Genomic DNA, 16517 nt, shown 5'->3' with positions numbered 1-16517 from the left:
AATGAATAGAATTACAGACGCTATAAAACATCTAATTATTATAAATGTAATATTTTTTATTGCACCACAAATATTACAATTAGATTTTACAAATATTTTGGCTTTACATTTTCCAAGAAATGAACACTTTGGATTTTGGCAATATGTCACACATATTTTTATGCACGGAAGCTTTTCTCATATTTTATTTAATATGTATGGTTTATGGGCTTTTGGTACTCCTTTAGAACAAATGTGGGGCAAGAAAAAGTTTTTCTTTTTCTATTTTTCTGCAGGAATTGGTGCAGGTTTAATCTATACATTGGTTAATTACTATCAGTTTAATGGTATTTATGAAATTTTTATAAATGCTGGTTTAACTGATTCAGAAGTAATCTCAATCTTAGAAATTGGTAGCACAAATGATCCTAGATTAGCAGAAGTAATTAATCAAGATCAGTTTAATAAAATTTGGTCTTTATATAACACACCTGCAGTTGGAGCTTCTGGAGCTGTTTACGGAATTTTAGTTGCTTTTGGGTTATATTTTAAAGATGCAAAATTAGCATTAATATTTTTTCCTGTTCCTATTGCAGCAAAGTACTTTATTCCTGTTATGATTTTAGGTGATTTATTCTTTGGAATGACAAAGTATTATATTGGAAATGTTGCTCATTTTGCACACGTTGGTGGTGCATTAATAGGTTTTTTAATTGCTTGGTACTGGAAAAAAAATCAATTTAAAGTAAATTAATGAGTGTAATAGACGAAATAAAAAGAAGATATATTACTGGTAATATTGTAGAAAAACTAATTTTTATAAATATTGCTGTATTCGTTATTACCATTTTAGTAAGTGTTTTTCAAGGTTTATATGAAGGACAAATAAACTGGTTAGTTGAATGGTTTTCATTAGATGATGAAATAAAATCTTTATTTACAAAACCCTGGTCTATTATTTCTTATGGTTTTTTACATGCCGATTTTCTTCATATTTTAATGAATCTTATGGTTTTGTATTTTATAGGTAATTTATTTCTTGAATATTTTACTCAAAAACAATTGCTGAGTTTCTATTTATTAGGTACTTTTTTCGGTGGAATTTTATTTATTTTTAGTCAGAATTATTTTCCTTTGTTTGATGGTGAAACATCTATATTAATTGGTGCTTCTGCAGGTATTTCTGCAATTTTTATTGGTATAGCTGCATACATACCTAATTATCAATTAAAATTACGTTTTATAGGTTTTGTAAAACTTTGGCATTTAGCTGCAATTTGGATTGGTTTAGATGTTATGGCATTAATTGGTAATAATGCTGGAGGTCATTTTGCACATTTAGGTGGTGCTTTATTTGGTTTTTTATACGTTAAAAAAGCGAGTAATACAGAAATTAAAATATTCGATAAAATTGCAAATCTTTTTAAAAAGAAAAAGAAATCACCATTAAAAACGGTGCATAAATCAAAAGTAAAAAAGAAAACGAATACCAATTTAAATCAACAACAGATTGATGATATTTTAGATAAAATTAGTAAATCTGGTTACGATACTTTAACCAAAGCAGAAAAAGATTTTTTGTTTAGACAAGGCAAAAAATAGTTCATTTTTTAACTCCCCAACGTGAAAAAATTATCTTTTATAAATAAGCTTATTTATATCATCAATTCATTGATGGCTACTTGTTTGTTATTTTCATATTTATTGCCTTATGTTTCTCCTGAGTCTTTTCCTATATTTGCAATACTAAGCTTATTAGCCCCTATTTTAATTGTAATTAACTTAGTTTTTGTACTCTATTGGCTTATCAACATAAAAAAACAATTCCTTTTATCAACCTTAATTTTATTACTTGGTTGGTTTATAATACCTAATATTTATAAATTTTCTGAAAAAGAGATTTCTAACAAAGAAGATTTAAAAGTAATGAGTTATAATGTTAGAATGTTTAATTATTGGAATTGGATTGATGACAAAAAAATACCAGAAAACATCAATAATTTTATAAAAAATGAATCGCCAGATATTCTACTTTTTCAAGAATATTATAATCAGAAAGGATTAAATTTTAACTATAAATACAAATACCTAAAACCGAGCAAATTAAATACTAATGTTGGATTAGTTATTTACTCTAAATTTCCGATAATTAATAAAGGTTCTTTTGATTTTAAAAACACGTCTAACAATATCATTTTTGCTGACATTTTAAAAAAGAAAGACACCATTAGAATTTACAACATTCACTTACAATCTTTAGGTTTAAACACAGATAAAGAAAACTTTGGACAAGAAAATTCAGAAAAATTAGTAGCAAGATTAAAAGAAGGCTTTAAAAAACAAGCAGAACAAACTTCTTTATTTTTAGAACACGAAAAAAAATGGAAAGGCAAAAAGATAGTTGCTGGTGATTTTAATAACACTTCCTATTCTTGGGTGTATAATCAAATATCCGAAGATAAAAAAGATGCATTTATTGAGGCTGGTAAAGGTTTTGGTAAATCTTTTAATTATTGGTTTCCTATGCGAATCGATTTTATTTTAACGGATGAAAACGCAGAAATTAATCAATTTACATCATTTACAGAAAAAAATTCAGATCACTTCCCTATTCAAGCTAAAATAAATTGGTAAGAATCTCTATATTCGCGTAAAGCTTTTTAGTGCTATGAAACATTTTACAGTTGCAATTATTGGTAGTGGTCCTTCTGGAGCATCAACCGCATTTTATTTAGGCAAACAAGGTATTAACACAGTTATTATAGAAAAAGAAACCTTACCAAGATATAAAACTTGTGGTGGTGGCTTTGTTAACAGAGGTAAAAAAGACATGCCTTTTGATATTTCTGAGGTTGTAGAACGTGAATTTTGCCAAGTTGATACTTACTTTAACAATCACGAAAAATGCTACTATTCTAACAAAGAAGAACCCATAATTACAATGATTATGCGTGATGCTTTCGACAATTTAATTGTTAACAAAGCAACAGAATTTGGAGTTACTTTATTACAAGATCATAAATTGATAAGTATTGATTTTACTGATGATAAATCAATTTTAAAAACTTCTCAAGGTGATATTTCTGCTGATTTTATTATTGCTGCTGATGGAGTTTTGAGCCCGACTGCAAAAATGGCGGGTTATAAAAATGATACTAGAAATTTAATACCTGCTTTAGAGTATGAAGTAGAAGTTTCTACAGAAGATTTTGAAAGACTTTCTAAAACTGTACGTTTTGATATTGATGCAGTACCTTATGGTTATGCATGGTGTTTTCCTAAAAAAAATCATTTATCATTAGGAGTTTTAACTACTAAAAAAGGAAAAATCAATTTAAAAGAATATTACAAAAAGTATTTAGAAACTTTAGGAATTAAAGAAATAGTAAAAGAAGATGCTCATGGTTTTCAGATTCCTTTAGCACCAAGAACAGATGGTTTTGTAAAGAACAATATCTTTTTAATTGGAGATGCTGCAGGTTTTGCAGAACCAATTACTGCAGAAGGAATTTCTAATGCAATTTTAAGCGGAAAATATGTTACTGAAGCGATTATTGAAAGCAATTTAGATTTAAAAATTGCTGAAAAACTTTACCTAGAAAAACTAAATATTAAATTGTTACCTGAGTTAAAATCTGGCGCTTTTTTATCTAAATTCTTTTATCACAATAATCCTGTGAGAAAGTATTTATTGAATAAATACGGCCAATATTTTAATAATATTATGGTTGATATTTTACATGGAGATCGTCCTTTTCCTACAAATGTTTCAGAAAAACTTAAAAATAAAATTAAAGAGAAGATTTTTTAATTAAATGTATTTCTGAGTTAGGAACGTATTAAATCAATAGAAAATCTAACAACAAACACTACATCTTCAAAATAACTTTGATGATTACTTTTGCTTTGCTTTAAGCTTTCTTTTCTCTTTATAATACCTTTTATCAGCTATATAAATTGTTTTAGAAACTTCAGCAAAAACAACAGTTTTATCCTTATTGGTTAATTGTATATTTTTAATTAAATCAATTTCTTTTTTCTCAGACACATCTTTTCTTATTTGTTCAATTTCATCCGAAGTAAAAATAAAATCTACATAACAAGTTTCTTTTGCTGGTCTTTTAAACTTTATAGAAGCTGCTTTATCCCAGACCACAAAATTGGTGTCTAAAATATTTAACAACTGAATCATAAAAATTGGATCTGTTGCCGAAAATAAACTTCCGCCAAAAATAGAACCTACATAATTGCTGTTTTTGTAACTTAATTTAATTTGTATTTCTATGTTTAATAAATCCTTAGAAACTTTTATTACTCTTCCTGTAGATCTTCTATACATAGGCGATAAGTTAAAACCGTATTTATAAATACTGCTTTTACTCATAAATTTTTCTAATACTTTCTGAATTTGTGCGTACATCTTTATTTCTTAAAACCATATTCACGTTCCACTCTACAGATTCTTAATTGGTATTGTTTATACCATTTTTCTCTGCCTAAATTTCTTACTTCTGTATGTTCTATATTATTTTTCCAAGAAATAATATCATCTTCAGTTTGCCAATAAGAAACTGTAATTCCAATTTCTTTTCTTGCAGATTCAATACCTAAAAAACCATTTTGTTGTTTTGCTAGAGCTTCCATTCTTTCAGCTGTTTCTAGATAATCTTGTAAATTATTTTCTAAAATTGTTGTAAAAATAACAGCATAGTAAGGTGGTTTTAGATGGGCTACTATCATAATTAAATTTGTAAATTTGCAATCTATAAATGTACAGGAATGATGGCAGATAAAAAAGTAGCATTTTATACTTTAGGTTGCAAACTAAATTTTTCGGAAACATCTACAATTGCAAGAAATTTTGTAAATGAAGGCTTTGAACGTGTAGATTTTACTGAAGAAGCAGATATTTACGTAATTAACACTTGCTCAGTTACAGATAATGCAGATAAGCGTTTTAAATCGATTGTAAAAAATGCATTAAAGAAAAATGAAGATGCTTTTTTAATTGCTGTGGGTTGTTATGCGCAATTAAAACCAGAAGAATTGGCTGCTGTTGATGGTGTAGATTTGGTTTTAGGTGCTACAGAAAAGTTTAACGTTACCAGTTATATTAACGATTTAACTAAAAATGATGTTGGTGAAGTACATTCTTGCGAAATTGTTGATGCCGATTTTTATGTTGGTTCTTATTCTATAGGCGATAGAACTCGTGCTTTTTTAAAAGTACAAGATGGTTGTGATTACAAATGTACGTATTGCACAATTCCTTTAGCTCGCGGAATTTCTAGAAGCGATACTTTACAGAATGTAATAAACAATGCCAAAGAAATATCATCAAAAGGCATTAAAGAAATTGTTTTAACAGGTGTTAATATTGGCGATTATGGAAAAGGTGAATTTGGTAACAAAAAACACGAACATACTTTTTTAGAATTGGTAAAAGAATTGGATAAGGTTAATGGTATTCATCGTTTACGAATTTCTTCTATTGAACCTAATTTACTAAAGGATGAAACGATTGATTTTGTTTCTAAATCCGACTCTTTTGTACCTCATTTTCATATTCCTTTACAATCTGGTAGTGATGAGTTATTGAAGAAAATGAAACGTAGATATTTAAGAAATACCTATACAAATAGAGTTGCTAAAATTAAAGAAGTAATGCCAAATGCTTGTATTGGTGTTGATGTTATTGTTGGTTTTCCTGGTGAAACTGATGAATTATTTTTAGAAACCTATAATTATTTAAACGAATTAAATATTTCTTATTTACACGTTTTTACATATTCTGAAAGACCAAATACAGAGGCTGTAGATTTTGATGGTGTTGTACCTAAAAAAACAAGAGCAAAACGTAGTAAAATGTTACGTGGTTTGTCTGTTAAAAAAAGACGTGCTTTTTATGAAGCTCAATTAGGTAATACTGTAACTGTTTTGTTTGAAAATGAAAACAAAGAAGGCTATATTAACGGATTTACAGAAAATTACGTAAAAGTAAAAACACCTTGGAATCCTGAATTAATAAACACTTTGCACACCATTACTTTAACAAATATTGATGATGATGGTTTGGTGCGTTTCGATTTTGTAGAAGATAAAGTAGCCTTATAACTTGGCATTAAACTTGTGCTTAGTAAACTGAATTGTATATTTTAAATTAATTGTTATGTCTAAAACTCATATTTATTTTATGCCTGGTTTAGCTGCTGGACCTGAAATTTTTGAAAACTTAACCCTTTCTAATGAGTTATATGAATTGCATTATTTAACTTGGAAAGAACCACTTACTTTAGATGAAAGTTTAAATAGTTACACTAAAAGATTATCCGAAGAAATTAAACACAAAAACCCTGTTTTGGTTGGTGTTTCTTTTGGTGGGATTATAGTACAAGAAATTACAAAGTTTATCGATGTTAAAAAGGTAATTATTATATCTAGTGTTAAATCTCAAACTGAATTCCCAACTACTTTTCAATTTGCTAGCAAAAGTAAAATTTACAAATTATTCCCAACTCAAATTGTAACCAATTTTGAGACTTATTCTAAATATTTTATTGGCAAAACCTTAGAAAAGAAAGCCAAAATGTATAAAAAATACCTTTCTGTTAGAGGAGAAAACTATTTGAAATGGTCTATTGAAAATGTTCTTAATTGGAAACAGCAAATAGTTTTAGAAAACATTAGGCATATTCACGGAACAAAAGATGAGATTTTTCCGATAAAAAATATTAAAAATGCTATTGAAATTGAAAACGGAAATCATTCTATGATAATTATAAAAGCTAAGCAAATATCTAAAATAATTGAGGATACTTTAACTTTTTTAAACAAGTAGTATTAAGTATTTTTATACTTTAAATTAATTTGATTATGAAAAAACCATTAAGAATTTTATCTATATTAAGTATCGTTTTTATTACCTCTATCTTTATTAATGCCATAAATAAAGAAGAAATAGACCCTATTGTAAGCACTCATAAATATTATAAAATTAAATCTTTAAAATTACCTAACAATTTAAATTTGGCAGGTGAAAGAGTTCCTTTAGAAATACCTGATGTTAGGGAAAGAATGGAAAGAGAATTGTTAGTAAATACATATTGGCAATCTAATGGTTTATTATTGATAAAAAGAGCTCATAAATATTTTCCTGTTTTAGAGCCACTTTTAAGAAAATATGGCTTACCTGATGATTTTAAATTTTTAGCTTTAGCAGAAAGTGGTTTTATAGATGAAACCTCTAATGTTGGTGCAGCTGGTATGTGGCATTTTATGAAACAAACTGGTAAAGAATTTGGCCTAGAAATTAATAAAAATGTTGATGAAAGGTACGATATTGAAAAATCTACTAAAGTTGCTGCAGAGTATTTAATTAAATCTAAAGAACGTTTTAATTCTTGGACATTGGCAGCAGCAGCTTATAATGCTGGCAATTATGGGATTTCCAGAAGATTAGAGGCACAGGATGTAGATAATTATTATGATGCAAAACTTGCTGATGAAACTGAACGTTACGTTTTTAGAATTTTAGCTTTAAAAGAGATTATTAATAATTCTGAAAAATATGGTTTTGTTTTTGAAAAAGAAGATTTATATACAATTGAAAAAACGACAACTGTAAAAGTAGATACTGCAATTACAAATATTACTGCTTTTGCAAAAAAGTTTGGGATGAATTACAAAGAATTTAAAATTTTAAATCCTTGGTTAAGAGAACATCACTTAAATAATAAGAGCAGAAAATTGTACACAATTAAAATACCTGTAAATTAAGAAAAAGTTCTATTCATTTATATTTTTAACTCTACCAACTAAACCAGATTCTAATTGTACTTTAATTCCATAAGGATGATTAGGTGAATTTGTTAGTAACCTTGCAACAATACCTTCTGTTAATTCGCCTGTTTTTTGATGTGGTTTTTGAACGATTTCTACAAACAAACCGACTTTAATATTTTTTCTTTGCCTGCAATCAATCATAAATAATATTTAATTATAAAAATAAAAAAGCCTATCAAAATTTTGATAGGCTTTTAGATAAAAATTTAACTAGCAATATATAATTATAAAACTCTTACGTTTACTGCGTTTAATCCTTTTCTTCCATCTTGTAAGTCGAATTCAACTTCATCGTTTTCACGAATTTCGTCAACTAATCCTGACACATGTACAAAATGTTCTTTGTTTGTTCCTTCTTCAGTGATAAATCCAAATCCTTTAGATTCATTGAAAAATTTTACGGTACCTTTATTCATTATAAAAAATTATTGTGTTGTTAAATTAATTCCTAACAACGTTTATTTAAGTTGCAAATATAGTGCCAATAAATTTAGAAAGGCATAATTTATTGATTTTCTTTTAATTAACTTCTTATAGCTGATTAACAGTGGTTTTAACAGCATTAAACTCACCAATAACCTCTTCTAAAACCTGTTTTGCTGATTTTATTTCATGAATTAAACCCGCAATTTGTCCTATTTCTAGCTCACCATTTTCTAAATCTCCTTCAAAAATTCCTTTTTTGGCTCTAGCTCTACCTAACAATGCTATTAATTGTTCTTTGGTAGGGTTTTGCTGATATAATTCTTGTACTTCTTGGTAAAATTTATTTTTTATCAAACGTACAGGAGCCAATTCTTTTAAAGTTAAATGTGTATCACCATCTTTTACATCAACAATAATATTTTTAAAATTGATGTGAGCCGAAGATTCTTCTGTGGCTGCAAATCTACTACCTATTTGCACTCCATCTGCACCTAAAACCATAGCAGCTAGCATTCCTTTTCCTGTTGCAATTCCGCCAGCAGCAATTACAGGAATTTTTACAGCTTCCTTAACCATTGGTATTAAAGTAAACGTTGTTGTTTCTTCACGACCATTATGACCTCCAGCTTCAAAACCTTCGCAAACAATGGCATCTACACCTGCAGCTTCTGCTTTTAAAGCAAATTTCACAGAACTTACTACATGCACAACTGTAATCCCTTTTTCTTTTAAAAAGGAAGTCCATGTTTTTGGGTTTCCTGCTGATGTAAATACAATTTTGACTTCTTCTTCAACAATAATATTCATGATTTCCTCAATTTGAGGATACAACATTGGTACATTTACACCAAAAGGTTTGTCTGTTGCCTTTTTACATTTTTGAATATGTTCTCTTAAAACATCAGGATACATAGAACCTGCACCAATTAAGCCTAAACCACCTGCATTAGAAACTGCAGAAGCTAGTTTATAACCAGAAACCCAAACCATTCCTCCTTGAATAATTGGGTATTTTATATTAAAAAGTTGTGTAATTTTATTATTCATCAATTACAGAAAAATTTAATTTAACAGTATAATTTGTAGGTATTTTTCTGTTAAAATCAATTTCAGGAGACCAACCCTTAATAGATTCTAAATATAATTTAATTTGTTCTTCTAAATCTTTAGGTACATTATTTATTACATAAACATCTGTAATATCTCCGTCAACATTTATAGTATAATTTACATAAATGGTTGTATTTACATAATACCTAATTCTATAAGGTAAAACCTTTACTTTCTCATTAAACTTTTCAATTCCGCCTTTAAATGTAGCTTTTTTGAATTTTATATACTCATCTTCAGGTACATCATGTCCATTTTCATCAAAAAACACAGATTTTGTAATATTCCCTTTTTTATCTTTATAAAACTTAGCAGCTACTTGTCCATTATAATGGTAGTATTTCCATAAGTTTATGTCAACTCCTTTTAAAAATTGACCTGTATAATTTCTTTTTCCATTGTCAAATAAAGTAATTATACTTTCATTTTCATAACCAGAGTTATCATAAAAAACCCTTTTTTTTAGTTTACCATTTCTATGATATTCTAAAAATTTACCTACATAAATATCCTCATTAAGGTTTTTAGAATAATATTTTCTAAAAATATTCCCTTTTCTGTAATAAATAATATTTTCCCAAAGTGCATCTTTTTTTACTTGGGTTTTTAAATAAGCAACATCGTTTTTATTGTTACTATTATTATTAATTTCAAACTTTCTGTTTAAATAACTAACAATTGAATCTTTTTGAGAAAAAACCGATTGAATAACAAGAGAAAAAAATAGAATGGAGAATTTTATTTTCATAGCAAAATATTTATGAAAACGAAGTTACGAAATAACTCCAGAACCTAACAATTCTTCATTTTTGTACCAAGCTACAAATTGTCCTTCTTGAATGGCAGATTGTTTGTTATCAAATTCTACATACAAACCAGTATCCACTTTGTGCAGAGTAGCATTTTCTAATTGTTGTCTATATCTAATTCTAGCATCAACTTGCATTGTTTCTCCAGATTTTAAAATTAAATCTTCACGAATCCAATGCATTTCATCATTAGAAACGAACAATACATTTCTATACAAACCAGCGTGATTTTTACCTTCACCAGTGTAAATTACATTTTCATTTACATCAGTTTCAATTACGTATAAAGCTTCTTTTGTACCACCAACATTTAATCCTTTACGTTGTCCTTTGGTAAAATAATGTGCTCCTTGATGTTTACCTACAACTTTGCCATCTTCTTTGTTGTAAGAAAATTTAGTTGATAAATATTTGAGTTTATCTTCTTTATTCTCAAACTTCGGATGTTCTTTTACATACGCTGTAAAATCCGCAGGAATTGTAACTATTTCACCTTCTTTTGGTTGTAATTTTTGCTGTAAAAATTCTGGTAAACGTACTTTACCTATAAAACATAAACCTTGCGAATCTTTCTTTTCTGCTGTAATTAAATCGGCTTCTTTTGCAATTTCTCTAACTTCTGGCTTTGTTAATTCGCCTATTGGAAACAAAGCTTTTACCAATTGTTCTTGCGATAATTGACATAAAAAATAAGATTGATCTTTATTATTGTCTTTACCTGCTAATAATTTATAAACAGGTTTACCATCTATAATTTCTTCGCCTTTTCTACAATAATGACCAGTAGCCACATAATCTGCTCCTAATTTTAGAGCAATGTCCATAAAAACATCGAATTTAATTTCTCTGTTACAAAGAACATCAGGATTTGGAGTTCTACCTTTAGAATATTCGTCGAACATATAATCTACAATACGTTCTTTGTATTGTGCACTTAAATCTACAACTTGAAAAGGAATACCTAATTTTTCTGCAACAATCATTGCATCATTAGAATCTTCTAACCAAGGACATTCATTAGAAATAGTAACAGAATCATCGTGCCAATTTTTCATAAAAAGCCCAATAACTTCATACCCTTGTTCTTTTAATAAATGTGCTGTTACACTAGAATCTACTCCACCAGAAAGACCAACAACTACTCGTTTCATTTTTAAATTTTGAGGTTGCAAAGTTACGACTTTGTAAGTGAACTATAAATTGAAAGAATTGATGGATTTATTGTAAAAATTGATGGATTCTTGTCAATTTTATTTCAGTGTCGTTATTTGTTGCTTTTAGTAATAATTTATCATTAACTAAACTAAAAGTATAAAATTGAAATATGGATTCTTTAGCATAACTTACCATATCTATTTGTGCTTTATGGCTATGTGTTTTAAACATTCCATATTTTTCGCCTAAAGGATAATTACGAAGTTCATAAGTATTGTCCCATCTTAAAAAAAGCATTGCCTTTTTTGATGGATTTAAACTTTCTGATACTTCTTTACCATCTTTTATAATAGAATCAAATTTCCATAAACCAAATAGTTTATTTGCTTCTGATGTTGGTAATTTATCTGTTTTTTCTAAGCTGATAATAATGTCTAAATCATTTTCTTTTCTTTGCCAAGTCATATTGTTTTTATCAATATTTACTTTAAACGATTCTGCATCATCTTTTATCCCAAATGTATTGGTAACTGTTAATTGGTTTTCAATATTTAGGTTATAAATCCCCACAGAATGTTGCAACCAACCATTGCCAGAAGCTTGAGATCCATCAGCATTAAAACGAACCCATTTTGCAATAGGAGTTAAATCTTTATTGTCTACATTTACTTTTTTAACAAGCCAAAGCCCCTCTATATTATCATCTTCTTGAGTGTTTTTTTCATTACAAGAAAAAAAGAAAATTGTTAAAGTAAGTGTTAAAAAATATTTCATAGCTATTTATTTTTTTTTGTTTTGATAAACGTTTTTTTCTTTTTATTATCTTCATCAGAAGCCATTTCACCATCCAAATAAAATTCCCATTTCCCAAATCTTTTTCCGTCTTTATAAACTCCTTTTTCTTTTAAAATACCTGTTAATTCAAAGTATTTGGCAACTCCATTAGGTTTATTATTTTGGTACATTAACTCCTCTATTAAAATACCTTTGCTTGTGTATTTTTGAGATAGTCCGTTTTTTAAACCTGTTTTATAAATTGATATTTCTGCTGGTTTTCCATTCGGATAATAGTTAACCAATTTACCATCTAACTTTCCATCAACATAAAACTCTTCAGACATTAATTTACCATCAGCAAAAAAGTATTTCCATACTCCTACTCTTTTTTTACCAATAAAAATCCCCTTACTTTTTAAAACACCATTTATTGAGTAAAAAGAAACAGCAACAGAATCACTTGTAGCAGAAAAAGTTTTAATAATTGTTGGATTTCTAGAGTCAGTAATATCGTAAAACTTAAAAACACCTACCTCTTTTCCGTTAATAAACTGACCTGTGTAACGAATTCTTTTGTTTGGGTGGTATTTTTTCCAAATTCCAGTTCTTTTCTTATTAGCATCAAACTGATTAATTTTCTGTGCATTAATAGTTTCACTTGAAAAAAAACAAGTTAAAAACACAAAAACAAAACCCAATCTTTTTATATTTAGCATTCCAAAAATTTTAGAGTAAATATACATTAATCAAAACAAAAATGAGTATTATTTTTTTAACAGAGCAACTCAATAATATGGAAAACCCTAAAAGGGAAAACCGACAAAGAGTGGCTGATATAGTGTTAGAAAATCAAAATTTATTCAAAGATTTGGTAACAATCGCTTTTAAGGTTGATGATAGAATATCAATAAAAGCAGCTTGGATTTTAGAATGGATTTGCACACACCATCATTTAAATTGGATAATTCCTCATTTAGATGAGTTTACTAAAAACATTAGCAATGTAATTTTTGATAGCGCAACAAGGCCTTGTGCAAAAATTTGTGAGCATTTGGCAAATGCTTATTATTCTAAAACAACAAATGAAATTAAAGTCAGTTTAACTGAAAACCATATAAATAAAATAATAGAAACTGGTTTTGACTGGCTCATTACTCCTCAAAAAATAGCAGTTAGAGCTTATACAATGAATACTTTATACTTGTTTGGATTAGAAAATGATTGGGTACATCCTGAATTAAAACATTTAATAGAAACTAAAATTATTCATGAAAGCAAAGGTTGCAAAGCACGTGGAAAATATATTTTAAATTTGATTGATAAAAAATCAAGACATTAAGTTTAGAAATTTCACATAAAAAAATCTTTAAATTTTGTTTTTTTATTTAAAATTAATGAATTTACATCAATATTAAAACTATCAATTTATAACAATCATTATTATAATTAGCTTCTAAAAAACATCCAAAATCTACTTTATAAATCTGTTGAATTGTCTATTTTTGCAGTTAACAACAGAACTAAAAAATGGAATTATCACAATTAAATGCCATCTCTCCTATTGATGGACGTTACAGAGGTAAAATATCAAAATTAGCTAATTATTTTTCTGAAGAAGCTTTAATAAAATACAGAGTTAGAGTAGAAATTGAATATTTTATAGCATTATGCGAAATTCCTTTACCACAGTTAGCTGATTTTAATCAAGATTTATTTTCAGATTTACGTAAAATTTATACTGATTTTACAGCTGAAGATGCTCAAAAAATTAAAGACATTGAAAAAGTTACCAATCATGATGTAAAAGCGGTTGAGTATTTTATTAAAGAAAAATTCGATGCTTTAGGTTTACAAAAAGATAAAGAATTTATCCATTTTGGATTAACATCACAAGACATTAATAACACTGCAATTCCTTTATCTATTAAGGAAGCAATGAACGATGTTTTTGTGCCTCATTATTTTGAAGTTGTAGAAAAATTACAAGAATTAGTAATTGAATGGAAAGACATTTCTATGTTGGCAAGAACGCATGGACAACCAGCATCACCAACAAGACTAGGTAAAGAGATTGATGTTTTTGTGGTTCGTTTAAAAGAACAATTCAATTTATTAAATGATATACCAAGTGCAGCTAAATTTGGAGGTGCTACTGGTAATTATAACGCTCATAAAGTTGCTTATCCTTCTATAGATTGGAAAGCTTTTGGAGGTGAATTTGTACAAGAAAAATTAGGATTGCAACACTCTTTTCCAACAACACAAATAGAACATTACGATCATATGGCTGCTTTGTTTGATACTTTAAAACGTATTAACACAATTATCATAGATTTAGACAGAGATTTCTGGACCTATGTTTCTATGGATTATTTTAAGCAAAAAATTAAAGCAGGTGAAGTTGGTTCTTCTGCAATGCCACACAAAGTAAACCCTATAGATTTTGAAAATTCTGAAGGAAACTTAGGAATTGCAAATGCTATTTTTGAACACTTATCTGCAAAATTACCAATTTCTCGTTTACAAAGAGATTTAACAGATAGTACTGTTTTAAGAAATGTTGGTGTACCATTTGGGCATACAATTATTGCGTTTACATCTACCTTAAAAGGTTTAAATAAATTATTGTTAAACAAAGAAAAGTTTGAACAAGATTTAGAAAATAATTGGGCTGTTGTTGCAGAAGCTATTCAAACAATTTTAAGACGTGAAGCTTATCCAAATCCTTATGAAGCCTTAAAAGGATTAACCAGAACTAATGCAAAAATCAACCAAAATTCAATTGCTAATTTTATAGATACTTTAGAGGTTTCTGATGAAATTAAAGTAGAATTAAAAGCAATTACACCATCTAATTATACAGGTATATAAATTTTATAATGCAAGAAAAAAGTAATAAGAAAATAGTTGTTAGTAGTTTAAACTTCTTTAAGTTAAAAGTTAAAAAAGGATTGTTCTCTTTTCTCTTTATTCTTGCATCTGTGTTTTTTTTATCCTGTAAACCTGCAGTAAAAGACAGTTCAAATCGATTTAAAGAAGGTGTTTTCGAGATTCCTGCTGGTAAAGATTTTGTAAAAGAAACTATTATCAGAAAAGATAGCATTCAGATAAGTAAATATGGAGATCAAATTGATACTTTATCTATAAAATGGAAAAATAATTTCTTTTATACTTTAAAGTATATCAACCCAAAAAACAGTTTACAAGAAGACCCAATGTTTATTCAAATAAATAAGTTTAGAGAAAATTCTTACGATTTTACTGTAAAAATTGGTTTTTCTAAATTTAAAAAAACAGGTACTGTAATTAAAGTTAAATAAATGGAAATCTTTTTACTTGCTGAAACTTGGGTTTCTTTGCTAACATTAACTTTTTTAGAAATTGTTTTAGGTATAGATAACATTATATTTATTTCTATTTCCGCTAATAAATTACCAGAAAATCAAGTTAAAAAAGCGACTCTATTGGGTTTAGCATTAGCCATGATTACCAGAATTGCATTGCTTTTTAGTGTATCTTATTTAATTGCTTTAAAAGACCCTTTTTATACTGTAGATCTTGGTTGGTTTAAAACTGGTTTAACAGGTCAAAGTATAATTTTATTTTTAGGAGGTATTTTTTTACTTTACAAAAGCACTAAAGAAATAAGAGAAAAAGTAGAACACACTAATGAAGAACAAGTACTAAAATCACCAAAAGTAGTTTCTTTTAAAAGTGTAATTTTTCAAATTATTTTAATCGATATCGTTTTTTCTTTTGATAGTATTCTTACAGCTGTTGGTATGACAAACGGAATAAATGGCGCATTAATTATTATGATAATTGCTGTTATTATTTCAATTATTATTATGATGCTATTTTCGCAACCTATTAATAAATTTGTTAATAGAAATCCAACAATTCAAATGTTAGCACTATCTTTTCTTATATTAATTGGGTTTATGCTAATTACAGAAGGCGCACATTTATCGCATACTATATTTTTTAACAGAACTGTAGGTGCTATTCCTAAAGGTTATTTGTACTTTGCGATCGCTTTTTCATTAGGTGTAGAAATGTTAAATTTAAAAGCACGTAAAAAGAACAATTAATATCAAGCAAATAAAAAAACATATAGGTATTTTTTTATTGGTAATATTCTTATTACCAATAGCTGTTGATTCATTGCACGATTTTATGAATCACGAACATGCTGTTTGTAATTCTAAAGTTGAACAACATGTTCATAAAAAAGATATTGATTGTAAACTACATTTAATTAAGCATAGTAGTGCTTTAATATATGTAGATACACCTCAGATTCTTTCAAAAGTTGTTATTCTAGATAATAATAGCGAAAAATATTATTACTTAAAAAATCATCATCAATTATCATTTTCTTTAAGAGGGCCACCTTTATCTATTTAAATTAAACGCTAT

21 protein-coding genes are annotated in these 16517 nt (G+C 27.7%); 12 read left to right on the top strand and 9 right to left on the bottom strand.

Translation table 11 applies throughout. The annotated features are described in order from the left end of the window. Nucleotide 1: 1 nt before the first annotated feature. The 4 genes from KO506_RS11470 to KO506_RS11455 are packed head-to-tail and all read left to right on the top strand — an operon-like array spanning nucleotide 2 to nucleotide 3790. Complete coding sequence (locus KO506_RS11470; RefSeq protein WP_215995048.1) at nucleotides 2-733, top strand: rhomboid family intramembrane serine protease; 732 nt, start codon at nucleotides 2-4, stop codon at nucleotides 731-733. Continuing rightward, nucleotides 733-1581, top strand: a complete 849-nt coding sequence (locus KO506_RS11465; protein ID WP_215995047.1) for a rhomboid family intramembrane serine protease — start codon at nucleotides 733-735, stop codon at nucleotides 1579-1581. The genes KO506_RS11470 and KO506_RS11465 overlap by 1 nt, the downstream gene beginning before the upstream one ends. A gap of 21 nt (nucleotides 1582-1602) precedes the next feature. Further along, nucleotides 1603-2613: an endonuclease/exonuclease/phosphatase family protein gene (locus KO506_RS11460; RefSeq protein ID WP_303436690.1), complete on the top strand. Its 1011-nt coding sequence runs from the start codon at nucleotides 1603-1605 to the stop codon at nucleotides 2611-2613. 34 nt (nucleotides 2614-2647) lie between these two features. Beyond that, the gene (locus tag KO506_RS11455) at nucleotides 2648-3790 is read left to right on the top strand and encodes a geranylgeranyl reductase family protein (RefSeq protein ID WP_215995046.1); all 1143 of its coding nucleotides are present in this window, start codon (nucleotides 2648-2650) and stop codon (nucleotides 3788-3790) included. Between the two features lie 84 nt (nucleotides 3791-3874). Here the strand turns inward: KO506_RS11455 and KO506_RS11450 are convergent, their stop codons facing one another. Continuing rightward, complete coding sequence (locus KO506_RS11450; protein WP_215995045.1) at nucleotides 3875-4399, bottom strand: DUF4442 domain-containing protein; 525 nt, start codon at nucleotides 4397-4399, stop codon at nucleotides 3875-3877. Nucleotides 4400-4401: 2 nt separating this feature from the next. Next, nucleotides 4402-4719: an antibiotic biosynthesis monooxygenase family protein gene (locus tag KO506_RS11445; protein ID WP_215995044.1), complete on the bottom strand. Its 318-nt coding sequence runs from the start codon at nucleotides 4717-4719 to the stop codon at nucleotides 4402-4404. A 39-nt stretch (nucleotides 4720-4758) separates the two neighbouring features. On the opposite strand from KO506_RS11445, the gene mtaB reads away from it, so the two are divergent. From mtaB to KO506_RS11430, 3 genes are read left to right on the top strand one after another with little or no spacing between them, the layout of a single operon-like run. Continuing rightward, entirely contained in the window at nucleotides 4759-6093 is a 1335-nt protein-coding gene (gene mtaB / locus KO506_RS11440; RefSeq protein WP_215995043.1) for a tRNA (N(6)-L-threonylcarbamoyladenosine(37)-C(2))-methylthiotransferase MtaB, read from the top strand. A gap of 55 nt (nucleotides 6094-6148) precedes the next feature. Further along, a complete protein-coding gene (locus tag KO506_RS11435; RefSeq protein ID WP_215995042.1) occupies nucleotides 6149-6817 on the top strand; it encodes an alpha/beta hydrolase in 669 nt (222 codons plus the stop codon). A gap of 35 nt (nucleotides 6818-6852) precedes the next feature. Beyond that, a complete protein-coding gene (locus KO506_RS11430; protein WP_215995041.1) occupies nucleotides 6853-7755 on the top strand; it encodes a lytic transglycosylase domain-containing protein in 903 nt (300 codons plus the stop codon). Nucleotides 7756-7764: 9 nt separating this feature from the next. Here the strand turns inward: KO506_RS11430 and KO506_RS11425 are convergent, their stop codons facing one another. From KO506_RS11425 to KO506_RS11395, 7 genes are all read right to left on the bottom strand, one after another. Further along, nucleotides 7765-7962 carry a YwbE family protein gene (locus KO506_RS11425; protein WP_252726849.1) on the bottom strand — a complete coding sequence of 66 codons (198 nt, stop codon included), beginning with the start codon at nucleotides 7960-7962 and terminating at the stop codon, nucleotides 7765-7767. Nucleotides 7963-8045: 83 nt separating this feature from the next. After that, nucleotides 8046-8237, bottom strand: coding sequence for a cold-shock protein (locus tag KO506_RS11420; RefSeq protein ID WP_015480027.1), 192 nt, complete (start codon nucleotides 8235-8237; stop codon nucleotides 8046-8048). A gap of 115 nt (nucleotides 8238-8352) precedes the next feature. Further along, entirely contained in the window at nucleotides 8353-9294 is a 942-nt protein-coding gene (locus KO506_RS11415) for an NAD(P)H-dependent flavin oxidoreductase (RefSeq protein ID WP_215995040.1), read from the bottom strand. Further along, nucleotides 9287-10105: a hypothetical protein gene (locus tag KO506_RS11410; protein WP_215995039.1), complete on the bottom strand. Its 819-nt coding sequence runs from the start codon at nucleotides 10103-10105 to the stop codon at nucleotides 9287-9289. The genes KO506_RS11415 and KO506_RS11410 overlap by 8 nt, the downstream gene beginning before the upstream one ends. A gap of 24 nt (nucleotides 10106-10129) precedes the next feature. Beyond that, nucleotides 10130-11317 (bottom strand): tRNA 2-thiouridine(34) synthase MnmA, encoded by a 1188-nt coding sequence (gene mnmA, locus KO506_RS11405; RefSeq protein ID WP_215995038.1) that lies wholly within the window; start codon nucleotides 11315-11317, stop codon nucleotides 10130-10132. A gap of 67 nt (nucleotides 11318-11384) precedes the next feature. Continuing rightward, entirely contained in the window at nucleotides 11385-12095 is a 711-nt protein-coding gene (locus KO506_RS11400; protein ID WP_215995037.1) for a hypothetical protein, read from the bottom strand. Between the two features lie 2 nt (nucleotides 12096-12097). Then, nucleotides 12098-12814, bottom strand: coding sequence for a toxin-antitoxin system YwqK family antitoxin (locus KO506_RS11395; protein WP_215995036.1), 717 nt, complete (start codon nucleotides 12812-12814; stop codon nucleotides 12098-12100). Between the two features lie 41 nt (nucleotides 12815-12855). Here KO506_RS11395 and KO506_RS11390 point away from each other — a divergent pair, with 41 nt between their 5' ends. From KO506_RS11390 to KO506_RS11370, 5 genes are all read left to right on the top strand, one after another. Then, nucleotides 12856-13437, top strand: coding sequence for an adenylosuccinate lyase (locus KO506_RS11390; RefSeq protein WP_215995035.1), 582 nt, complete (start codon nucleotides 12856-12858; stop codon nucleotides 13435-13437). A 188-nt stretch (nucleotides 13438-13625) separates the two neighbouring features. After that, nucleotides 13626-14969 (top strand): adenylosuccinate lyase, encoded by a 1344-nt coding sequence (gene purB / locus KO506_RS11385; protein ID WP_215995034.1) that lies wholly within the window; start codon nucleotides 13626-13628, stop codon nucleotides 14967-14969. Between the two features lie 8 nt (nucleotides 14970-14977). Next, nucleotides 14978-15418 carry a hypothetical protein gene (locus KO506_RS11380; protein WP_252726848.1) on the top strand — a complete coding sequence of 147 codons (441 nt, stop codon included), beginning with the start codon at nucleotides 14978-14980 and terminating at the stop codon, nucleotides 15416-15418. Next, complete coding sequence (locus tag KO506_RS11375) at nucleotides 15419-16189, top strand: TerC family protein (protein WP_215995033.1); 771 nt, start codon at nucleotides 15419-15421, stop codon at nucleotides 16187-16189. 85 nt (nucleotides 16190-16274) lie between these two features. Further along, nucleotides 16275-16505, top strand: coding sequence for a hypothetical protein (locus KO506_RS11370; RefSeq protein ID WP_215995032.1), 231 nt, complete (start codon nucleotides 16275-16277; stop codon nucleotides 16503-16505). Nucleotides 16506-16517 lie beyond the last annotated feature (12 nt).

It is taken from the genome of Polaribacter vadi (genome assembly GCF_018861005.1).
GTDB lineage: Bacteria > Bacteroidota > Bacteroidia > Flavobacteriales > Flavobacteriaceae > Polaribacter > Polaribacter vadi_A.
Note: the sequence above shows the minus strand (reverse complement) of the source record. Positions and strands in the feature narration are given on the sequence as shown.

Bases quoted from the DNA above. Each gene is read 5' to 3' on its own strand.
- KO506_RS11370 (WP_215995032.1), top strand. From the start codon at position 16,275: ATGAATCACGAACATGCTGTTTGTAATTCTAAAGTTGAACAACATGTT.
- KO506_RS11395 (WP_215995036.1), bottom strand. From the start codon at position 12,814: ATGCTAAATATAAAAAGATTGGGTTTTGTTTTTGTGTTTTTAACTTGT.
- mtaB (WP_215995043.1), top strand. From the start codon at position 4,759: ATGATGGCAGATAAAAAAGTAGCATTTTATACTTTAGGTTGCAAACTA.
- KO506_RS11435 (WP_215995042.1), top strand. From the start codon at position 6,149: ATGTCTAAAACTCATATTTATTTTATGCCTGGTTTAGCTGCTGGACCT.
- mnmA (WP_215995038.1), bottom strand. From the start codon at position 11,317: ATGAAACGAGTAGTTGTTGGTCTTTCTGGTGGAGTAGATTCTAGTGTA.
- KO506_RS11430 (WP_215995041.1), top strand. From the start codon at position 6,853: ATGAAAAAACCATTAAGAATTTTATCTATATTAAGTATCGTTTTTATT.
- KO506_RS11450 (WP_215995045.1), bottom strand. From the start codon at position 4,399: ATGTACGCACAAATTCAGAAAGTATTAGAAAAATTTATGAGTAAAAGC.
- KO506_RS11455 (WP_215995046.1), top strand. From the start codon at position 2,648: ATGAAACATTTTACAGTTGCAATTATTGGTAGTGGTCCTTCTGGAGCA.
- KO506_RS11400 (WP_215995037.1), bottom strand. From the start codon at position 12,095: ATGAAATATTTTTTAACACTTACTTTAACAATTTTCTTTTTTTCTTGT.
- KO506_RS11415 (WP_215995040.1), bottom strand. From the start codon at position 9,294: ATGAATAATAAAATTACACAACTTTTTAATATAAAATACCCAATTATT.
- KO506_RS11410 (WP_215995039.1), bottom strand. From the start codon at position 10,105: ATGAAAATAAAATTCTCCATTCTATTTTTTTCTCTTGTTATTCAATCG.
- KO506_RS11375 (WP_215995033.1), top strand. From the start codon at position 15,419: ATGGAAATCTTTTTACTTGCTGAAACTTGGGTTTCTTTGCTAACATTA.
- KO506_RS11470 (WP_215995048.1), top strand. From the start codon at position 2: ATGAATAGAATTACAGACGCTATAAAACATCTAATTATTATAAATGTA.
- KO506_RS11465 (WP_215995047.1), top strand. From the start codon at position 733: ATGAGTGTAATAGACGAAATAAAAAGAAGATATATTACTGGTAATATT.
- KO506_RS11380 (WP_252726848.1), top strand. From the start codon at position 14,978: ATGCAAGAAAAAAGTAATAAGAAAATAGTTGTTAGTAGTTTAAACTTC.
- KO506_RS11420 (WP_015480027.1), bottom strand. From the start codon at position 8,237: ATGAATAAAGGTACCGTAAAATTTTTCAATGAATCTAAAGGATTTGGA.
- purB (WP_215995034.1), top strand. From the start codon at position 13,626: ATGGAATTATCACAATTAAATGCCATCTCTCCTATTGATGGACGTTAC.
- KO506_RS11390 (WP_215995035.1), top strand. From the start codon at position 12,856: ATGAGTATTATTTTTTTAACAGAGCAACTCAATAATATGGAAAACCCT.
- KO506_RS11445 (WP_215995044.1), bottom strand. From the start codon at position 4,719: ATGATAGTAGCCCATCTAAAACCACCTTACTATGCTGTTATTTTTACA.
- KO506_RS11425 (WP_252726849.1), bottom strand. From the start codon at position 7,962: ATGATTGATTGCAGGCAAAGAAAAAATATTAAAGTCGGTTTGTTTGTA.